Annotated in this window: 15 protein-coding genes and 1 pseudogene; 7 read left to right on the plus strand and 9 right to left on the minus strand. The window is 71.1% G+C overall.

Going from position 1 to position 15,372, the window contains the following annotated elements; genetic code table 11:
* The first annotated feature begins 51 nt into the window (after window positions 1–51).
* The 3 genes and pseudogenes from AMYBE_RS0111620 (at window position 52) to AMYBE_RS0111630 (ending at window position 2,665) form a co-directional block, all read left to right on the plus strand.
* Window positions 52–921, plus strand: a complete 870-nt coding sequence (locus AMYBE_RS0111620; protein ID WP_027927582.1) for a polysaccharide pyruvyl transferase family protein — start codon at window positions 52–54, stop codon at window positions 919–921.
* A pseudogene (locus AMYBE_RS41510) lies at window positions 918–1,772 on the plus strand (glycosyltransferase family 2 protein). The gene AMYBE_RS0111620 and the pseudogene AMYBE_RS41510 overlap by 4 nt, the downstream one beginning before the upstream one ends.
* A 2-nt stretch (window positions 1,773–1,774) precedes the next feature.
* Window positions 1,775–2,665: a glycosyltransferase family 2 protein gene (locus tag AMYBE_RS0111630; RefSeq protein ID WP_020659548.1), complete on the plus strand. Its 891-nt coding sequence runs from the start codon at window positions 1,775–1,777 to the stop codon at window positions 2,663–2,665.
* Window positions 2,666–2,783: 118 nt separating this feature from the next.
* Here the strand turns inward: AMYBE_RS0111630 and AMYBE_RS0111635 are convergent, their stop codons facing one another.
* The 4 genes from AMYBE_RS0111635 to AMYBE_RS0111650 are packed head-to-tail and all read right to left on the minus strand — an operon-like array spanning window position 2,784 to window position 6,373.
* Window positions 2,784–3,995 carry a glycosyltransferase gene (locus AMYBE_RS0111635; RefSeq protein WP_020659549.1) on the minus strand — a complete coding sequence of 404 codons (1,212 nt, stop codon included), beginning with the start codon at window positions 3,993–3,995 and terminating at the stop codon, window positions 2,784–2,786.
* Window positions 3,992–4,930 carry a glycosyltransferase gene (locus AMYBE_RS0111640; RefSeq protein ID WP_020659550.1) on the minus strand — a complete coding sequence of 313 codons (939 nt, stop codon included), beginning with the start codon at window positions 4,928–4,930 and terminating at the stop codon, window positions 3,992–3,994. Before AMYBE_RS0111640 ends, AMYBE_RS0111635 begins: the two co-directional genes overlap by 4 nt.
* A 58-nt stretch (window positions 4,931–4,988) precedes the next feature.
* On the minus strand, window positions 4,989–5,165 hold the full coding sequence (locus tag AMYBE_RS44790) for a hypothetical protein (RefSeq protein WP_020659551.1): 177 nt from the start codon (window positions 5,163–5,165) through the stop codon (window positions 4,989–4,991).
* Window positions 5,162–6,373, minus strand: a complete 1,212-nt coding sequence (locus AMYBE_RS0111650) for a zinc-dependent alcohol dehydrogenase (RefSeq protein ID WP_020659552.1) — start codon at window positions 6,371–6,373, stop codon at window positions 5,162–5,164. The genes AMYBE_RS44790 and AMYBE_RS0111650 overlap by 4 nt, the downstream gene beginning before the upstream one ends.
* A gap of 125 nt (window positions 6,374–6,498) precedes the next feature.
* Here AMYBE_RS0111650 and AMYBE_RS0111655 point away from each other — a divergent pair, with 125 nt between their 5' ends.
* Complete coding sequence (locus tag AMYBE_RS0111655) at window positions 6,499–8,886, plus strand: molybdopterin oxidoreductase family protein (protein ID WP_020659553.1); 2,388 nt, start codon at window positions 6,499–6,501, stop codon at window positions 8,884–8,886.
* A gap of 6 nt (window positions 8,887–8,892) precedes the next feature.
* Here the strand turns inward: AMYBE_RS0111655 and AMYBE_RS0111660 are convergent, their stop codons facing one another.
* The gene (locus AMYBE_RS0111660) at window positions 8,893–10,923 is read right to left on the minus strand and encodes a CocE/NonD family hydrolase (protein WP_020659554.1); all 2,031 of its coding nucleotides are present in this window, start codon (window positions 10,921–10,923) and stop codon (window positions 8,893–8,895) included.
* Window positions 10,924–10,995: 72 nt separating this feature from the next.
* Between AMYBE_RS0111660 and AMYBE_RS46105 the strand changes: the two genes are divergently transcribed.
* A complete protein-coding gene (locus AMYBE_RS46105) occupies window positions 10,996–11,355 on the plus strand; it encodes an alpha/beta hydrolase family protein (protein WP_245573185.1) in 360 nt (119 codons plus the stop codon).
* A gap of 34 nt (window positions 11,356–11,389) precedes the next feature.
* Complete coding sequence (locus AMYBE_RS46110; protein ID WP_245573186.1) at window positions 11,390–11,953, plus strand: alpha/beta hydrolase fold domain-containing protein; 564 nt, start codon at window positions 11,390–11,392, stop codon at window positions 11,951–11,953.
* Between the two features lie 47 nt (window positions 11,954–12,000).
* On the opposite strand, the gene AMYBE_RS0111670 is transcribed toward AMYBE_RS46110, so the two are convergent.
* The 4 genes from AMYBE_RS0111670 to AMYBE_RS45750 all read right to left on the minus strand — a co-directional run bounded on the left by AMYBE_RS0111670 (window position 12,001) and on the right by AMYBE_RS45750 (window position 14,848).
* Window positions 12,001–12,237 carry a DUF2188 domain-containing protein gene (locus tag AMYBE_RS0111670; protein WP_020659555.1) on the minus strand — a complete coding sequence of 79 codons (237 nt, stop codon included), beginning with the start codon at window positions 12,235–12,237 and terminating at the stop codon, window positions 12,001–12,003.
* A gap of 16 nt (window positions 12,238–12,253) precedes the next feature.
* Entirely contained in the window at window positions 12,254–13,525 is a 1,272-nt protein-coding gene (locus AMYBE_RS0111675; protein WP_020659556.1) for an ATP-grasp domain-containing protein, read from the minus strand.
* A 3-nt stretch (window positions 13,526–13,528) separates the two neighbouring features.
* On the minus strand, window positions 13,529–14,089 hold the full coding sequence (locus tag AMYBE_RS0111680) for a hemerythrin domain-containing protein (protein WP_020659557.1): 561 nt from the start codon (window positions 14,087–14,089) through the stop codon (window positions 13,529–13,531).
* Window positions 14,090–14,200: 111 nt separating this feature from the next.
* Window positions 14,201–14,848, minus strand: coding sequence for a DUF2267 domain-containing protein (locus tag AMYBE_RS45750; RefSeq protein ID WP_020659558.1), 648 nt, complete (start codon window positions 14,846–14,848; stop codon window positions 14,201–14,203).
* Between the two features lie 113 nt (window positions 14,849–14,961).
* Between AMYBE_RS45750 and AMYBE_RS0111695 the strand changes: the two genes are divergently transcribed.
* The gene (locus tag AMYBE_RS0111695) at window positions 14,962–15,324 is read left to right on the plus strand and encodes a hypothetical protein (protein ID WP_020659559.1); all 363 of its coding nucleotides are present in this window, start codon (window positions 14,962–14,964) and stop codon (window positions 15,322–15,324) included.
* Window positions 15,325–15,372 lie beyond the last annotated feature (48 nt).

The following is a 15,372-nucleotide window of genomic DNA, read 5'->3' on the forward strand; positions in this document are numbered from 1 at the left end:
TACCCGGGCAACGCCGCGTTAACCGTTGTGACGTGCGGGTACCCGGTCGGCATGAGAGTGCTGCTGACCGGCTGGGCAAGCTTCCGCCGCGGCGAGGCGACCGCGGGCGACGTGCTGAGCCTGCGTGCGGTGAGCGATGTGCTCGCCGAGGCCGGGGTCGACCATGTGACCGCGTGGAGCCCGGGGTTCCGGCCCGAGGGACCGCATCTGGAGGACGCGCACCCGGACGCGTTCAGCCATGTCGTGTTCGCGTGCGGGCCGCTGCACGGCGCGCAGTTGAACGAACTGCACGAGCGCTACGCGCATTGCCGGCGGGTGGCGGTGGGGGTTTCCGTGCCCGACCCGCACGATCCCGCGGCGACCGGGTTCGACGCCGTGCTCGCCCGCGACGACGGCGACGCCAGCACGGCCGACCTCTCGCTCGCCGCCTGGCTCGAAGCGCCACCGGCGGTCGGCGTGCTGCTGGCACCGGACCAGCCCGAATACGGAGCAGACCGGCGGCACCAGGACGTGCACGAGACGCTCACCGGATGGCTGCGAGACCTCGATTGCGGCCGGGTGGAGCTCGACACCCGCCTCGCCACCGACGATTGGCGGCACTGCTCGACGCCCGACCAGTTCGTGAGCGTCGCCGCTCGGCTGGACGTCCTCGTCAGCACCCGGCTGCACGGCCTCGTGCTCGGTCTGAAGGCGGGCGTCCCCGTGCTCGCGGTGGATCCGGTAGCGCACGGCGGCAAAGTGACCGCACAGGCCGCCGCGCTCGGCTGGCCCGCCATCCTCCCCGCGGCCGCCGGTCGAGCCGAGCTGGACGAGTGGTTCGAGTGGTGCTGCTCCGCCGAAGGGCGCGCCCGGGCCGCCGGCGAGCACCCGTACCCCGGACCGCTGGCCGAACTCGTCGGCGAACTGAAGGGCCTGCCGTGAACCAGACGACCGTGGTGATCGCCACCCGGAACCGGGCGGACGAGCTGGCCGGCACCCTGCGCGAACTGTCCGCAATGGACTCTCCGCCGCCGGTCATCGTGCTGGACAACGGTTCTGCCGACCACACCGCCGAGGTCGCCGCATCATTTGACCAGGTCCGGGTGATCCGCAGCCCGCGCAATCACGGCGCAGCCGCCCGCAACCAAGGCGTCATCGCGGCGCAGACCCCGTACGTGGCGTTCAGCGACGACGACTCGTGGTGAGAACCGGGTGCCCTCCGCCGTGCCGAAGCACTCTTCGCCGCCCATCCCCGGCTCGGTCTGCTGGCCGGCCGGACGCTGGTCGGCCCGGAAGAACGCGAGGACCCGATCACCCCCGCGCTCGCGCACAGCCCGCTCGGCACACCGCCGGACGCTGCGGGTCCGCTCGTGCTCGGCTTCCTCGCCTGTTCCGCCATCGTGCGGCGGTCGGCGTTTCTGCAGTCCGGCGGCTTCAGCACGGTGCTGCACTTCGGGGCCGAGGAGCAGCAACTGTCCTACGACCTCGCCGCGGCGGGCTGGCAGCTCTGCTACCGGGCCGACATCGTCGCGCACCACCATCCTTCGCGCTCGCGGCCATCGCCCGGCTGGCGTCGGCGAATGGAGGCGCGCAACCAGCTGCTCATCGCATGGCAGCGGCGGCCGGCCGACGTCTGCGAGGCGCAGCTGCGGCGCTTGCTCGCCCGCGCCCGCCGGGAACCGGGCCTGCTCGGGGCGCTGATCTCCGCCGCCATCCGGCTGCCGTCCGCACTGGCCCGCCGCCGGCTCTTGCCCGCCGCAGTCGAACGGCAAGCACGCTTGCTGGAGGGGTGACCATGGACCGAGCATCGGTTGTCGTGATCACACACAACCGTCGCGAGCAGCTGCGGGGGACGCTTCAGCGCCTCGCCGCGCTCCCGGAGCGGCCGCCGATTCTGGTGGCGGACAACGCCTCCACTGACGGCACCGCCGATCTTGTCGCACGGGAGTTCCCCGAGATGCGGTTGCTCCGTCTCGACGAGAACCTGGGCGCGGTCGGCCGGAACCTCGCGGTCCGCGAGGTGACCACGCCCTACGTCGCCTTCTGCGACGACGACACCGCTTGGCAGCCCGGAGCCTTGGCCCAGGCCGCCGATGTGCTCGACGCGCATCCCGGCCTGGCCTCGGTGACCGGCCGCTGCCTCGTCGAACCGGACCTGCGGGAGGACCCGATCACCCCGGAGCTGCGGTTCTCGCCGGTGCCTGGCCCGCCGTGGCTGCCCGGCCCCGCGCTGCTCGGCGTGCTGGCCGGACTGACCATGATCCGGGTGTCGGCCTTCCGCGAGGCGGGCGGCTTTTCGTCCCGGCTGTGGCTCGGCGGCGAGGAAGAACTGCTCGCTCTGGACCTCGCCGCCCGCGGCTGGTGGATGTGCTGGCGGGGAGACGTCGTCATCCACCATGCGCCGTCGCGGTTGCGCGATCCGCGCCGTCGGCGCGGCCTGGGGATCCGGAACACGTTGTGGACGCTGCTGCTGCGCCGTCCGTGGCGCTCGGTGTTCCGCCGCGCGGCTGCGGTGCTGTCCGAAGCCCCGCGCGACCGGACCACCGCCGCCGCGGTGGCCGAGTGCTTGCGCGGGCTGCCTTGGGTGCTCCGGGAACGTGCGGTCGTGCCGGCGGAGGTCGAACGCGGGCTGCGGATGCTGGAAGAGTCCCAGCGCAGGTCGCAGGCGCGCCGCTACGTCGGTTGAGGCGGGCTTCGCGTGGCGGTCCAGGAAGGGTCATCGAGGGGCCCCTCGATGACCCTTCCACCCCTCTTCCCGGACTTCCGGGAGAACGTCGTGGCCGGAAGGGCATGACGCACCGCGGTCACTGCTCGGCGACCCGGCCGACCTCGCGCACCGATACCACCTTTTCGTACGCTCGCACTGTTTCCGACGCGATCCGGTCCCACGAATACCGCGCTTCGACTCGCTCGTGCCCGGCGGTTCCCAGCGCCTCCAGCTCGGCCGGCTCATCGAGCAGCGCCCGCAGTCGCGCCGAAAGCCGCACCGGGTCGCGCGGTGGTACCAGCCTGCCGGTCACCCCGTCGACGACAGTGTCGGTCAGCCCGCCGACAGCAGTCGCCACCACCGGCACGCCACAGGCCATCGCCTCCAGCGGGACGATGCCGAACGGCTCGTACCAAGGCGTGCAAAGCACCGTGTCCGCCGAGCGCAGCAAGGCCGGCATGTCCGCACGGCTCACCTGCCCGACCAGCTGCACGCGGTCGGCGACCCCCAGCCGGGCGGCGAGTTTCCGCAGCCGCCGCGCTTCCGGATCGCCGGACAGCGCCCCGGAGGCTGGACCGCCGGCGATCACCAACTCGGTGTCCGGGACCAGCGGCAGCGCGGCGATCGCGAGGTCGAACCCCTTGCGCGGCACCAGCCTGCCCACCGACACCAGCCGCCGACGGGCGGATCGGGAGGCCACTGGCCCGTCGATGCCGAACCGGCTGAGATCCACCCCGCACGGCACCACCGAGACTCGCCGCCGCGGCACGCCCTGGCGGACCAGCTCGAACACCTCGTCGGAACATGTCGCGACGATGCGATCAGCTTGCCGGCCGACCATCCGTTCCAGCCGGATCCGGTCCGGCGGACTGGTGTCGGCGCTGCCTTGGTGCCGTCGCTTCACAACGCCGAGCGCGTGGAACGTCTGCACCGCCGGGACGCCGGTCTCCCTCGCGGCGAGCGCGGTCGCGACCCCGGACATCCAGAAATGCGCGTGTGCCAGGTCCGGCGGATTCTCGGTCCACCGATCGCGCAGCCAGCTGCCGAACTCGCCCATGTGCGGCAGCAGCTCGTCCTTCGGCAGCCGCCGTGCCGGTCCGGCCGGCACGTGCACGACCCGGTAGCCGCCCGGCGCATCCACGGTGGCCGGTGCGGACCGGTCGTCGCGTCGCGTGTAGACAGTGACGTCGTGGCCGCCGCGGCTCAGCGCGGCGGACAGTTCGGCCACATGGACATTCTGACCGCCTGCGTCTTCCTCGCCGAGCGCGGCGAGCGGGCTGGCGTGCTCGGACACCATCGCGACCTTCATCGGGCCGCTCCTTCCACTGCCGGGGCGGTTTCGGTCAGCAGCCGGTCCCAGCGCGCCAGGAAGGCATCAAGCCCGAAGTGCGCCAGCGCGTGCTCTCGGGCCGCCTTCCCGGCGAGCACGGCGAAGTCCGGCTCGTGCACCAATTCCCGGAACCGGCGGGCCAGCACTTCGATATCGGCCGACACCACGCCCGCCTCCGGCGGCACCGCGCCGGGCGCGGCGGTCGAGGCCACCGCGACGACCGGCATGCCCAGGAGCATCGCTTCCAGCAGCGACAATCCGAGCGACGTCCACCGCGCGGTGTGCAGATACACCCGGTGCCGGGCGAGCTCGTCGTACAGCCGCGGCGGCGGCACGTCCCCCTGCCCGCCGGGCAGGCCGGCCGTCCCCATTCCGAACAGCCGCACCGGCGCGATCTCCCGGAACGCGGGCAGCAAGTCCGCCCCGGTCACCCTCTCCCGCCGCCGCGGCTCGTTGATCATCGCGGCGCCCGCGGGCAGCTCGCCGGTGTAGCGCTCACCCGGGTCCGGGATGCCGTGCGGGACGACGGTGACCGGTGCGATCCCGTTGTCCCACATCAGCGCGTTGTACGAGGTGACGTGGACGATCGGGATCGCGTCCTGTCCGGCCATCGGGTGCCGGGACACCGCCGCGCCGTGCCGCGGCGCGTTGTGTTCCAGGTAGATCTGGGGCACCCGGGTGCCGAGCTGCGCCCCGACGAACGCCGCTTCCTCGACGCGCTGCAGCACGACCACGTCCGGCTGGGCGTCCGCTAGCCGGTCCAGCGGAACCTCGGTCACGGCCGGCCACTGCCGCCCGGCCCGGCCCAGGCCCCACGGGGCGCCCTCCGGGCTCGCCGGGACGAAATACTCGTGGCCGCCGCGTACGAACGCGTCGGTCCACGAACCGTGGACGTGCCAAAGCAGAATCCTCATGCGACTCGATTAGCCGACGCATCCGAGGTTAAACACCGCGCCGCACTGGGTACACCGCTCAGTTCTCGCCGCGGAAATTCTCGCCCAGCCGCGGATGCCCGCGCCGCGACCGGCCTTCCTCGTCCTCCAGCTCGCTCTTCGGCTCGGGCCGCCGAGGCGGGCGTTCCTCGTCGTTGTCGATCTGGGTGCGCCGCGGGTTCGCGGTCTGCTCCTGATCCGGGTGCCGCTCGGTCATGCCGCCTCCAGCACTGTCTTGAGCCAGCCTTCTTCTCGCCGGTCGAACGATTCGTACGCTTCGATCACGGCGGCCGGCTCTGGCCTGCGGGTGATGAACGCGGTCGGGTCGACCACGTCAGTGCGCACCAGGTCCAGCAACTCCGGCAGGTAACGCCGGTGGTTGCAGTTGCCCATGTGCACGGTCAGGTTCTTGTTCATCGCTGTCCCAAACGGGAAGCCTTCGAAGCCGGGCGGGTAGACCCCGATCACGCCGATGCTGCCCGCCTTAGCGACGGAGTCCACCGCCCAGCGCGCCGCCTGGCTGGGCGCGTCGCCAGGCACCCACAGGTCGCCGTCCGGCGAGGCGTCGGGCGCGACCGCGGCGCGCTCGCGGTCGAACTGTTCCGCCTGCTCCCGCGCCGCTTCCGCGGCCGGACCGGACTTGGGTCGCTCGGCGTCCACGCCGACCGCGTCGATCACCCGGTCCACGCCGATCCCGCCGGTCAGCTCCCGAACGAGGGCGACCGGGTCTTCCCGGTTGAAGTCGACGGTCTCGGCATTCTGCTCGCGCGCCTTGTCCAGCCGGGACTCGATGCCGTCCACGACGAAGACCCGGCCCGCGCCCTGCCGTTTCGCCGAGGCGATCGCGAACTGGCCGACCACGCCCGCGCCGAGCACGAGCACGCTGTCGCCCCGGCTGACCTCGGCCAGCCGAGCGCCGAACCACGCGGTCGGGAAGATGTCCGACAGCAGGATGGCCTGGTCGTCGCTCACCGCGTCCGGGATCCGGACCAGCGACGTCATCGCGAACGGGACCCGCGCGTACTCCGCTTGCAGCCCGTCCACCGAGCCGGTGGCTTCCGGGCCGCCGAAGAAGCACGTTCCGGCGGACGGGCCGTTCGGGTTGGCCCGGTCGCATTGCGCGTAGTAGCCGGCGCGGCAGTACGAGCAGGTGCCGCACCCGATGGTCGACGGGATCACCACCCGGTCGCCGGGGGTGAAGCCGCGCACCGCGGGTCCGACCTCCTCGACCACGCCCACCGCCTCGTGCCCGAGCACTGTCCCCTCCGCCATGCCGGGCATGGTGCCACGCACCAGGTGCAGGTCGGTGCCGCAGATCGCGCTGCGTGTGATCCGCACGATCGCGTCGCTCGGTTCGAGGATTTTCGGATCGGGTACCTCGTCGAGCCGGATGTCCCCGGTTCCGTGCCACACCACAGCCTTCACAGTTGTCCTCCTGTCGCGGTTCTCGGGCCGTTTCGGGCCGCGTACCCCGCGCCTCGCGACCGAAACCCGCGTTTGCCCCGGCCGCGCCCGGGTATCCGCGTGCATCGACCGGGCTAGGAGGCAGCGTGCGGGACGGAATCGCCGAACCATGGGGAACGCGCACGCCGTACGGCGCGGGCGAAGGCTGGCCGATCCGGGTGGACGAACACCTCGCCGACGGCTTGACCGACGGCGACATCGACCGCTGGGTGCGCACCGCGGCAGTCCTCCACTCCAACGGCGACGGCTTGGACATCGCGGTGAAGGACGGCCGGATCGCCGGGGTGCGCGGCCGCGCCGACGACCGCGTCAACCACGGCCGGCTCGACCCGAAAGACCTGTTCGGCTGGCAGGCCAACAACGCACCGGACCGGCTGCGCACCCCGCTGGTGCGAGACGACGGCGCGCTCCGCGAAGCCACCTGGGACGAAGCGATGGACCGCATCGTGCGCCGCAGCCGCGAACTGCTCGAAACCGACGGGCCCGGTTCGCTCGGGTTCTACACGAGCGGCCAGCTTTTCGCCGAGGAGGACTACACGCTGGCCGCGATCGCCCGCGGCGGCCTCGGCACGAACCACCTGGACGGCAACACCCGGCTCTGCACCTCGACCGCGGGCGAGTCGCTCAAGGAAAGCTTCGGCTGCGACGGGCAACCGTCGTCCTACACCGACGTCGACCACGCCGACGCGATCGCGCTGTTCGGGCACAACGTCGCCGCGACGCAGCCGGTGCTCTGGTCCCGCATCCTCGACCGGCTCGCCGGGCCCGAACCGCCTCGGCTGCTGTGCGTCGACCCCCGCGAGACCCCGGTCGCGAAGGCAGCCGAGCTGCACCTGGCACCGCTGCCAGGCACGAATGTCGCGTTGATGAACGGAATCCTGCACGAGATCGTGGAGAACGGCTGGTGCGACCGGGCGTGGATCCAGAAGCACACCGTGGGCTACGACGATCTCGCCGCCACCGTCCGCGAGTATCCGCCCGAGCGTGCGGCGGCGATCTGCGGGGTCGGCGCGGACGAGATCCGGGCGGCGGCCCGCCTGGCCGGGACCGCGGAACGGCTGCTGTGCACCGTCCTGCAGGGCTTTTACCAGTCCCATCAAGCGACCGCGGCCGCGGTGCAGGTCAACAATCTCGTCCTGCTGCGCGGAATGCTCGGCCGGCCGGGCTGCGGCGTCCTGCAGATGAACGGCCAGCCGACCGCGCAGAACACCCGGGAGTGCGGCGCGGACGGCGACCTCACCGGGTTCCGGAACTGGCACAACGACACGCACGTGAGCCAGCTGGCCGAGCTGTGGAACGTGCCGGCCGAGCGGATCCCGCACGACGGCCCGCCGACTCACCTGATGAAGATGCTCAGTCTCGCCGAAACCGGCGACCTGCGGTTCTGGTGGATCTCCGCGACCAACCCGGCGGTGTCGCTGCCCGAACTCGCCCGGGTGCGCCGCATCCTCGGCCAGGACCGGCTGTTCGTCGTGGTGCAGGACGCGTTCCGCACCGAGACCGCCGAATTCGCCGACGTCGTGCTGCCAGCGGCGATGTGGGGCGAAAAAACCGGGACCTTCACCAACGCCGACCGCACGGTGCACCTGTCCGAGAAAGCGGTGGAGCCGCCCGGGCAAGCACGACCGGACCTGGACATCTTCCTCGACTACGCGCGCCGGATGGACCTGCGAGACAACGCCGGGGAGCCGTTCCCGCCGTGGCACGACGCCGAATCGGCGTTCGCCGGCTGGCAACGAGCGTCCGCCGGCCGACCGTGCGACTACACCGGGCTGTCCTACGAGAAGTTGCGCGTGAAAAGCGGAATCCAGTGGCCGTGCGACGAAGCCCATCCGGACGGCACCGAACGCCTTTACCCCGACGGACAGTTCTTCGCCGCTCCGGACTACTGCGAGGACTACGGCAAGGACCTGCACACCGGAAAGCCGCTCGAACCGGAGGAATACCGCGCGTTCAACCCCCGAGGCCAAGCGATGCTGAAGCCCGCGCGCTACCTGACCCCGCACGAACCGCCCACCGCCGAGCACCCGTTCGCGCTGATCACCGGACGGACGCTGTATCACTTCCACACCCGCACGAAGACCGGCCGCGCGCCGCAGCTGGAGGACGCCGCCCCGGAAGTCTGGGCGGAACTGTCCCGGCGGGACGCCGAACGCGCCGGGATCGCCGAAGGCGATCTGGTGGAAATCCGCACCGCCCGCGGCCGGGTGGTGGCCAAAGCGCGCCCGTGCGGCATCCGCGACGGGGTCCTGTTCCTGCCTTTCCACTACGGGTACTGGGACACCGCCGACCCGACCGGCCACAACGGGCACCGCGCGGCCAACGAGCTGACGGTCACCGACTGGGACCCGGTGTCGAAGCAGCCGCTGTTCAAGACCGCCGCGGCCGCCTTGCGGCGGCTGTCCGCCGCCGGAGCGCCGAGCCCGGTCGCCGCGGCCGGCGGCCGGACGGTCTCCGAGCGCGTCGTCCAGTGACCGGGCTCAGAGCAGATCGCGCGGCACGATGCGGTGCCAGTTGCGCGAGACCAGTCGGCGGTCGCCTTCGTAGCCGTCCAGCTGCGCGTCGATCACGAACTCCTCCGGTGTGCAGCTGACCCGGGTGCGCGTTTCGCTCCGGACGCGCCAGTCGTCCCGTTCGAACGTGACCGTCCACGAGGTCTCCGCGGCCGGGGAACAGAAGTCGTCCGCGGTCCAGGTATAGCGCTCGTGCACGTCGCGGGTGATCTCCAGGCCGATGTCGTCGTAGCGGATGGTGCCGGAGTTCTTCACCACGTCCAGCGCCGAGTGGTACTCGACCAGGTCCCGCGAGACCGTCCACTGCTGCTCCGGGCGGCTCACCTGGGTGGTCGGCAGCGGCGGCGCGCCCTCGGGCTCGCCGAACGCCGGCGAAGGCATCTCGTCCGGCTCGGCGGTCGGCCGCACCGGAAGGGTCAGCGTGCTCGCGCCGGTCCGGACGGACAGCGTGACCGGCTCGGGCGGCGGCCACGCGAGCGGCCAGTACGAAGTGGACAGTGCGAGCCGGATCCGGTGCCCGGCCGGGAACGCCTGCGCCACCCCGTTGAGCTCGAACTCCACGGTGCAGCTCTCGCCCGGGCACAGCGGACGCGGTTCCTCGTGGCCGTCGCGGTGGGTCAGGTTCAGCAGTCCATACGTCACCCGGGTCGCCCGGCCGTCCGGGGCGACGTCCGAAAGCCGCGCGGCGACCATCGCGACCGGCCGGTCCGCGGACACCACCAGCCGGACCTTCGGGGCACCGAGGATTTCGCAGCGCTCGGCGAGCGCGTCCGTCTCGAACACGAGCGACCCGCCGTCCTCTTCGCGCTGGTCGTAGGGCAGGTCGGGCGGTGCACTGTAGGACGCCCACTTGCCGGCGAACTGCCCGACCGACAGCGGCGAGGCCACGTCCAGCGATTCCTCCGGCACGGACTCGCCGGGCCGGGCGATCCGGTGCCGGGCCAGTGCTCGCACCGAGGGCCGCACGTGCGGCGAGGGCCACGCCGTCTCGCCGACCCATCGCCCCGGACGGTCCTCATAGGACGTCGACGGCGGGACGCTTTCCTGCATCCAGGTCCGCAGCACCGGACCGTCCATCGCGCCGTTCGCCTCGCCCTTGAGCCAGAAGTCCCACCAGCGGACCACTTCCTGCAGATAGCCGATCGCCGGCCCGGGCTCGCCCAGGTGCGGGTACTTGTGCGACCACGGCCCGATCAGCCCGCGGCACGGCACCCGCAGGTGCGCCAGCAGCCGGGCGACTGCGTTCGAGTACCCGTCGGCCCAGCCGCTGGAGGCGAGCACCGGGCAGCAGACCCGGGAGTAGTCCTCGGAGACCGAGGCGTGCCGCCAGTACCCGTCGCGCCGCTGATGGCGCAGCCACTGCTCGGCCCAGAGGCTGCATTCTTCGAGCCGTTCCCGCCACATCTCCCGCCAGCGATCCCCCACCAGCGCCGGGTCAGGCGGCATCGTCGCTTCGCCGAACATGGTCCCGGATTCGGCGATGTTGTCCGACAGCAGGCAGCCGCCCATGTAGTGCATGTCATCGGCGAACCGGTCGTCGGTGAACGAGGAGATCACGATCGCACCGAGGCTCGGCGGCTGCCGCGCGGCGGTCTGCAGCGCCGCGAACCCGCCCCACGAAATGCCCATCATGCCGGTGCGCCCGCTGCACCACGGCCGGTTCGCGATCCACTCCAGCACGTCCTCGGCGTCCCGCTGCTCCTGTTCGAGGTACTCGTCGGCCAGCACCCCCTCCGATTCCCCGGTGCCCCGCAGGTCGACCCGCACGCAGGCGTACCCGTGCCCGGCCAGATACGGATGGTGGACCGAGTCGCGGACCGAGGTCAGGTCGCGCTTGCGATAGGGAATGTATTCGAGGATGCCGGGCACCGGCATCGACTCGGACCCGGAGGGCCGCCAGATCCGCGCCGCCAGCCGAGTGCCGTCCGACACCCGGATGCGGACGTCTTCGTCCTCGATGACCTCGTACGGCAGTGACGAAAGTGCGCGCGTGATCATCTGCGCCGGGTACCCTGGCCACTGGTGCTGAAACGGTGTTGCCCGGCGGGTGCGAACGGGTACCCGGGAGACATGATCAGCATGAAAGCACGGCTGTATCAGGCATATCTGCGCGCGACCGGGCAGAAACAGTTCTACGACGACGCCCGGGTGCTGCATCAGCGCCTGCACCGGCATCAGCGACCCAGCCAGGCTCGGCCGCCCCGGAACCTGCGCCGGAACTTCGCCGTCGAACGCCGGGACGTACGGGGCTTTCCGTGCTGGACGGTGCGGCCGCGCACCAGCGCCGGCATGCACGTGTTCCACCTGCACGGCGGCGGGTACGTCGAGGAGATCGAATCGCACCACTGGCGGTTCGCCGCCGATCTGGTGGGCCGGCTCGGCTGCGCCGTGACGCCGCCGATCTGGTGGGCCGGCTCGGCTGCGCCGTGACGCCGCCGATCTGGTGGGCCGGCTCGGCTGCGCCGTGACGCTGCCGATCTATCCGCTGGTTCCTCGGCACAGCAACACCGAAACGCTGCCGATGGTGCAAGCCGCGTTCGATCAGGCCGTCGGTGACGAGACCGCGGTGCTGTCCGGCGATTCCGCCGGTGCCGCGCTCGCGCTGGCGATCGCGCAGCGATTGCGGGACGAGGGCCGGCCGCAGCCGAAGCAGACGCTCCTGCTCTCGCCGTGGCTGGACGTGACCCTGGAAGATCCGATCTCGGTGGTGCTGGACGAGCACGACCCGATGCTCGGCATCACCGGCCTGCGGGAAGCGGGGCGGATGTACGCCGAAGGCACCGATCCGCACGATCCGCGGATCAGCCCGTTGTACGCGAACTTGGCCGGGCTCGGGCCGTTCAGCCTGTTCATCGGGACACGCGACGTGCTGCTCCCGGATGCCCGCCGGTTCGCCGGCCGGGCCAGGGACGCGGGGATCGACGTGGATTACGCCGAGTACCCGGGAATGTTCCACAACTGGATGATGCAGCGGATTCCGGAGGGGCGGCAGGCGCGAAACCACCTGGAGCGGATTCCGCGGCGGTAAGGCCGCTTATTCGCCGCGCCAAACGGCGCGGCGAATAAGCGGACACGTCAGGCCGGCTCCGGTGGCAGCGGAACGCCGCGACGACTCGTCCGGTAGTCGTCGCGGCGTTCGACTTCGCCCGCCTCGGACCGGACAATGTGGACTGAGCGCCGCGCCTTCGCCATGTGGCGTCCGGTTTTCACGGCTTCTTCGCGGGACTTCGCGGTGTTCGAGGCACGCACGTTCCCGTGCAAGCGGTTCTTCCACAGCTCGTTCTCGTATACCGTTTCCACGTCGCCGTCCACGCGATGTCCTCCCCGCTCATTCCTCGAATTCGAACCTCAGCCGTTCTTCGCACCGGCGATACTTGGCCTCCAGTTCCTCCTCCGAAACCGCGCCGATCACCAGTTCCGCCAGTTCGTAGGAATAGCTGTCCTGCTCCGGCAGATCGGACAACCGCTGCCCCTCCTGCGGCGTGATCGAGACGGTGGTACCGCCGAGTTCCTCGCACAAGTCGGCGATCTCGTCGTCAGACGGGATCCGGGTCACCGTGGCGTCGCCCTCGAACCGGCGCAGATAGCAGCGCCCGGCGATCCGGTAACGCCCGCGCCGGTGCGGGAACCGCGGCTGCTGCCCGAGCCCGAGCCGGACCATGATCTCGTGGTTGGCCGTTCCGTCCACCAGCTCGAACAGCTCCGCGTGCGACTGCGAATGCCGTGGGTTCACCTCCAGCAGGCAGACCTGCCCGGTGCGCGGATCGCAGAAGAACTCGACGCTGAACGTCCCGTTGGCGAAACCCACCCGCTGGAGCACCCGCTCGGCGACGTCGGCCATCCGCCGCACCGTCTGCCTGGGCAGCTGCGACGGGTACTGATGCCGCAGAAACGACGACCGGCCCGGAAAATCGACCGAATCCAGCGCGCCGTACACGGACACGTCGCCGTTCCAGGCGTACCCCTCGACCGCGGCTTGGACGCCGTGCAGCTCCGCCTCGGCCAGGCACGCGGCACCGCCCACCTCGGCGATCTCGGCAGGCAGGTCGACCTGTTTCAGCGCGTCATCGAACGGGTCGCCGACCCGGCCGACGCCGTCGCGCAACTCGGCGACGGCGTCCGCGAACCCCTCCTCGTCCCGGACGTGAAACGCCAGCTCCGAGGAGAAGCCCTTCACCGGCTTCAGCCACATCGGGAACTCCACTCCCGGTGGCGGCTGGGGGTCGGTGTCCAGGTCGACGATGCCGAACGCGGGCAACTCGTCGATCACCGTCTGCTGTTCGAGCCGGCTCCAGTACTTGTGCTCGCACTTGAGCACGGCGGGCAGCGGGACGTGCGGAAGGCCGCGTTCCTCGCACAACAACGGAGCCAGTGCCGCGGCCGGGAAGTCCCAATAGGTCACGATCGCTGCCGGGTCGCCGTCGAAGGCGTCCAGCAGCTGCCGCGCCTTGTCCAGCAGATCCGGGAAATCGATCTCGCCGTGCTGCAGCTCGTCCGGGGTGAGCAGCGGACGGAACCGCAGGCCGGCCGCGACCGGCAGGCGGCGCAGGATGCGCTCGTTCTTCTCGTCGAGCCCGAGCACGAACACGTCGGCGGACATCGGTCAGCTCGGCCGTCCGGCCAGCGCGTCGCGGATCTTGTCCACGAACGCCACGCCCGGCGCGAGCACGAGGTTCGCCGGCGGAGTGCTCGGCGACGCCGGATGCGGCCGGGTCGGCGCGATCTTCTTGGCGGCCAGCACCTGCTTGCCGAGCCGTTCCAGCTCTTCAGCCGAACACGCCGACCGAAGCCGCGGCAGCAGGTCGGTCTCCTCCTCTTCGATGTGATGGCGGACGTCGGCGATGAGCTTGCCCAGCAGTTCCTCGAACTCCGGGTCGCCGGGCTTCTTGCGCTCCAGCTGTTTCATCACCTTCTCTGCTTCGCCGTGCTCCTCGATTTCGTGCTCGGCGATCCGGTCGCCGTCGTCGAGGAACCGGCGCGCCGCCGGATACATGAACTGCTCCTCGGCGACCGAATGCCGGACCAGCTCGGCGATCACGTGGTCGACCACGTCCTTGCGGTTGCCCGCCGCCGGTTCGCGTTCCAGTTCGCCGAACACCCGTTCCACCTGGCGATGGTCGTCGGTGATGACGGTGATGAGGTCGGTGTCGGTTCGGGTGGCCATCGCATTCTCTCCTCGATTTCGGGAACTGATTTCGGGAACCCCCGGTTACCCGCCGTCGGCGCGGCGCAACCGCCGGGACGCGGACCGTCCTTTGTGCACTAGCAGGCCCGGTCAGCCGGCGAGCCGGCTTCCGCCGGCCGCGAGAAGGGGCCGCAGCTGCTCCGGAACCGCTTCCTGGAGCTGGTCCGCGACGTGCACGGTCACCTCGCCGAGCACCTCCAGCACCACGCCCGCCTGGTGGATCGCTTCGGGCTCGCTGAGCCCCGCCCGCTCCGCCACCCGGCCGACGAACCCGGCGAGCTCACGATCCGCGCCGGAGGCCGGCGTCGCGACCGGACGGACGTCGTCGGCGAGTTCGGCGGGCAACTGGGCGGCGAGCCTTCCGGCGGTGCCTGGCGGGATCAACTCGGCCAGCGTCCGCAGCACCGCGCGCACGATGCGTTCGGCGTCGTCCCGCTCGGAGAGGAACATCCGCCGTCGCATCAGTTCGACTGTCTCGTCTTCGCTCATGGCGTCCGGATACCCGCGGTCGCCGCCCGGAACCCACCGGAACGTGCGGTGCTCCACCACTTCCCCGTCGCCGCGGCTCCGGTGCTCGCTGTGCACGAAGTGGTCCACCCGGTGCGCAGCCGCCATCTCGCGGCCCACTGCCACCGCGTCGCCGCGGCACACCGCCGTGTTGACCACGCGCCTGCCGCCCTCCACCCGGTTCGCCCACAATCCGGATTCGCGGTACGTGTGTACGTCCCCGTGCGTCATCCGCGTCCTCCGCTGCCGACTCGGTTTGCCTTGCGGCCGAACGAATACCCGCCGGTCCGGAGATCACTCGCGATCGCTGGGTTAGCCCGCCCGGACCCGGGTATCCAGCCCGCATGGACATTCCTCCGGCAAGCTCCGCGCCGGCTGAGCAGGCGCAGGGCGCATTGCGGCAGCTTCGGCGTGACCTGATGACCGGCGGCCACGACTCGCCGGCAGAGCTCTACCGCACCCTCGGACTGCTCAGCCTTCTCGCCAACGACCTGTCCGAACTGCTGCCTTCGCTGCGCGACCGTCTCGAGAACGGCGTGCTCGACGGGCGCGTGCGGCACGTCGGGGCCGGCGACACCCTGCAGGAGACCTGCGACGCGATCGCCACCGCGGGACACAGCATCGCCCTCGCCCATTTCACCGCGCTCCTGATCGGCCAGGAGTTGGAGAACGCCCAAAGCGCCGTCCGCGACCTGGCCATCGCGTGAGCTGACCGGGTTTTCTCCCGGCGCCAGCGGGTACGCCGGGAAGGCAGT

Origin of the sequence: Amycolatopsis benzoatilytica AK 16/65, assembly GCF_000383915.1 — a bacterium.
In the GTDB taxonomy this organism is placed as follows: domain Bacteria; phylum Actinomycetota; class Actinomycetes; order Mycobacteriales; family Pseudonocardiaceae; genus Amycolatopsis; species Amycolatopsis benzoatilytica.

Excerpts from the sequence above, each read along its gene's own strand:
- AMYBE_RS0111620 (WP_027927582.1), top strand. The coding sequence starts at position 52 with ATGAGAGTGCTGCTGACCGGCTGGGCAAGCTTCCGCCGCGGCGAGGCG.
- AMYBE_RS0111630 (WP_020659548.1), top strand. The coding sequence starts at position 1,775 with ATGGACCGAGCATCGGTTGTCGTGATCACACACAACCGTCGCGAGCAG.
- AMYBE_RS0111635 (WP_020659549.1), bottom strand. The coding sequence starts at position 3,995 with ATGAAGGTCGCGATGGTGTCCGAGCACGCCAGCCCGCTCGCCGCGCTC.
- AMYBE_RS0111640 (WP_020659550.1), bottom strand. The coding sequence starts at position 4,930 with ATGAGGATTCTGCTTTGGCACGTCCACGGTTCGTGGACCGACGCGTTC.
- AMYBE_RS44790 (WP_020659551.1), bottom strand. The coding sequence starts at position 5,165 with ATGACCGAGCGGCACCCGGATCAGGAGCAGACCGCGAACCCGCGGCGC.
- AMYBE_RS0111660 (WP_020659554.1), bottom strand. The coding sequence starts at position 10,923 with ATGATCACGCGCGCACTTTCGTCACTGCCGTACGAGGTCATCGAGGAC.
- AMYBE_RS46105 (WP_245573185.1), top strand. The coding sequence starts at position 10,996 with ATGATCAGCATGAAAGCACGGCTGTATCAGGCATATCTGCGCGCGACC.
- AMYBE_RS0111675 (WP_020659556.1), bottom strand. The coding sequence starts at position 13,525 with ATGTCCGCCGACGTGTTCGTGCTCGGGCTCGACGAGAAGAACGAGCGC.
- AMYBE_RS0111680 (WP_020659557.1), bottom strand. The coding sequence starts at position 14,089 with ATGGCCACCCGAACCGACACCGACCTCATCACCGTCATCACCGACGAC.
- AMYBE_RS45750 (WP_020659558.1), bottom strand. The coding sequence starts at position 14,848 with ATGACGCACGGGGACGTACACACGTACCGCGAATCCGGATTGTGGGCG.
- AMYBE_RS0111695 (WP_020659559.1), top strand. The coding sequence starts at position 14,962 with ATGGACATTCCTCCGGCAAGCTCCGCGCCGGCTGAGCAGGCGCAGGGC.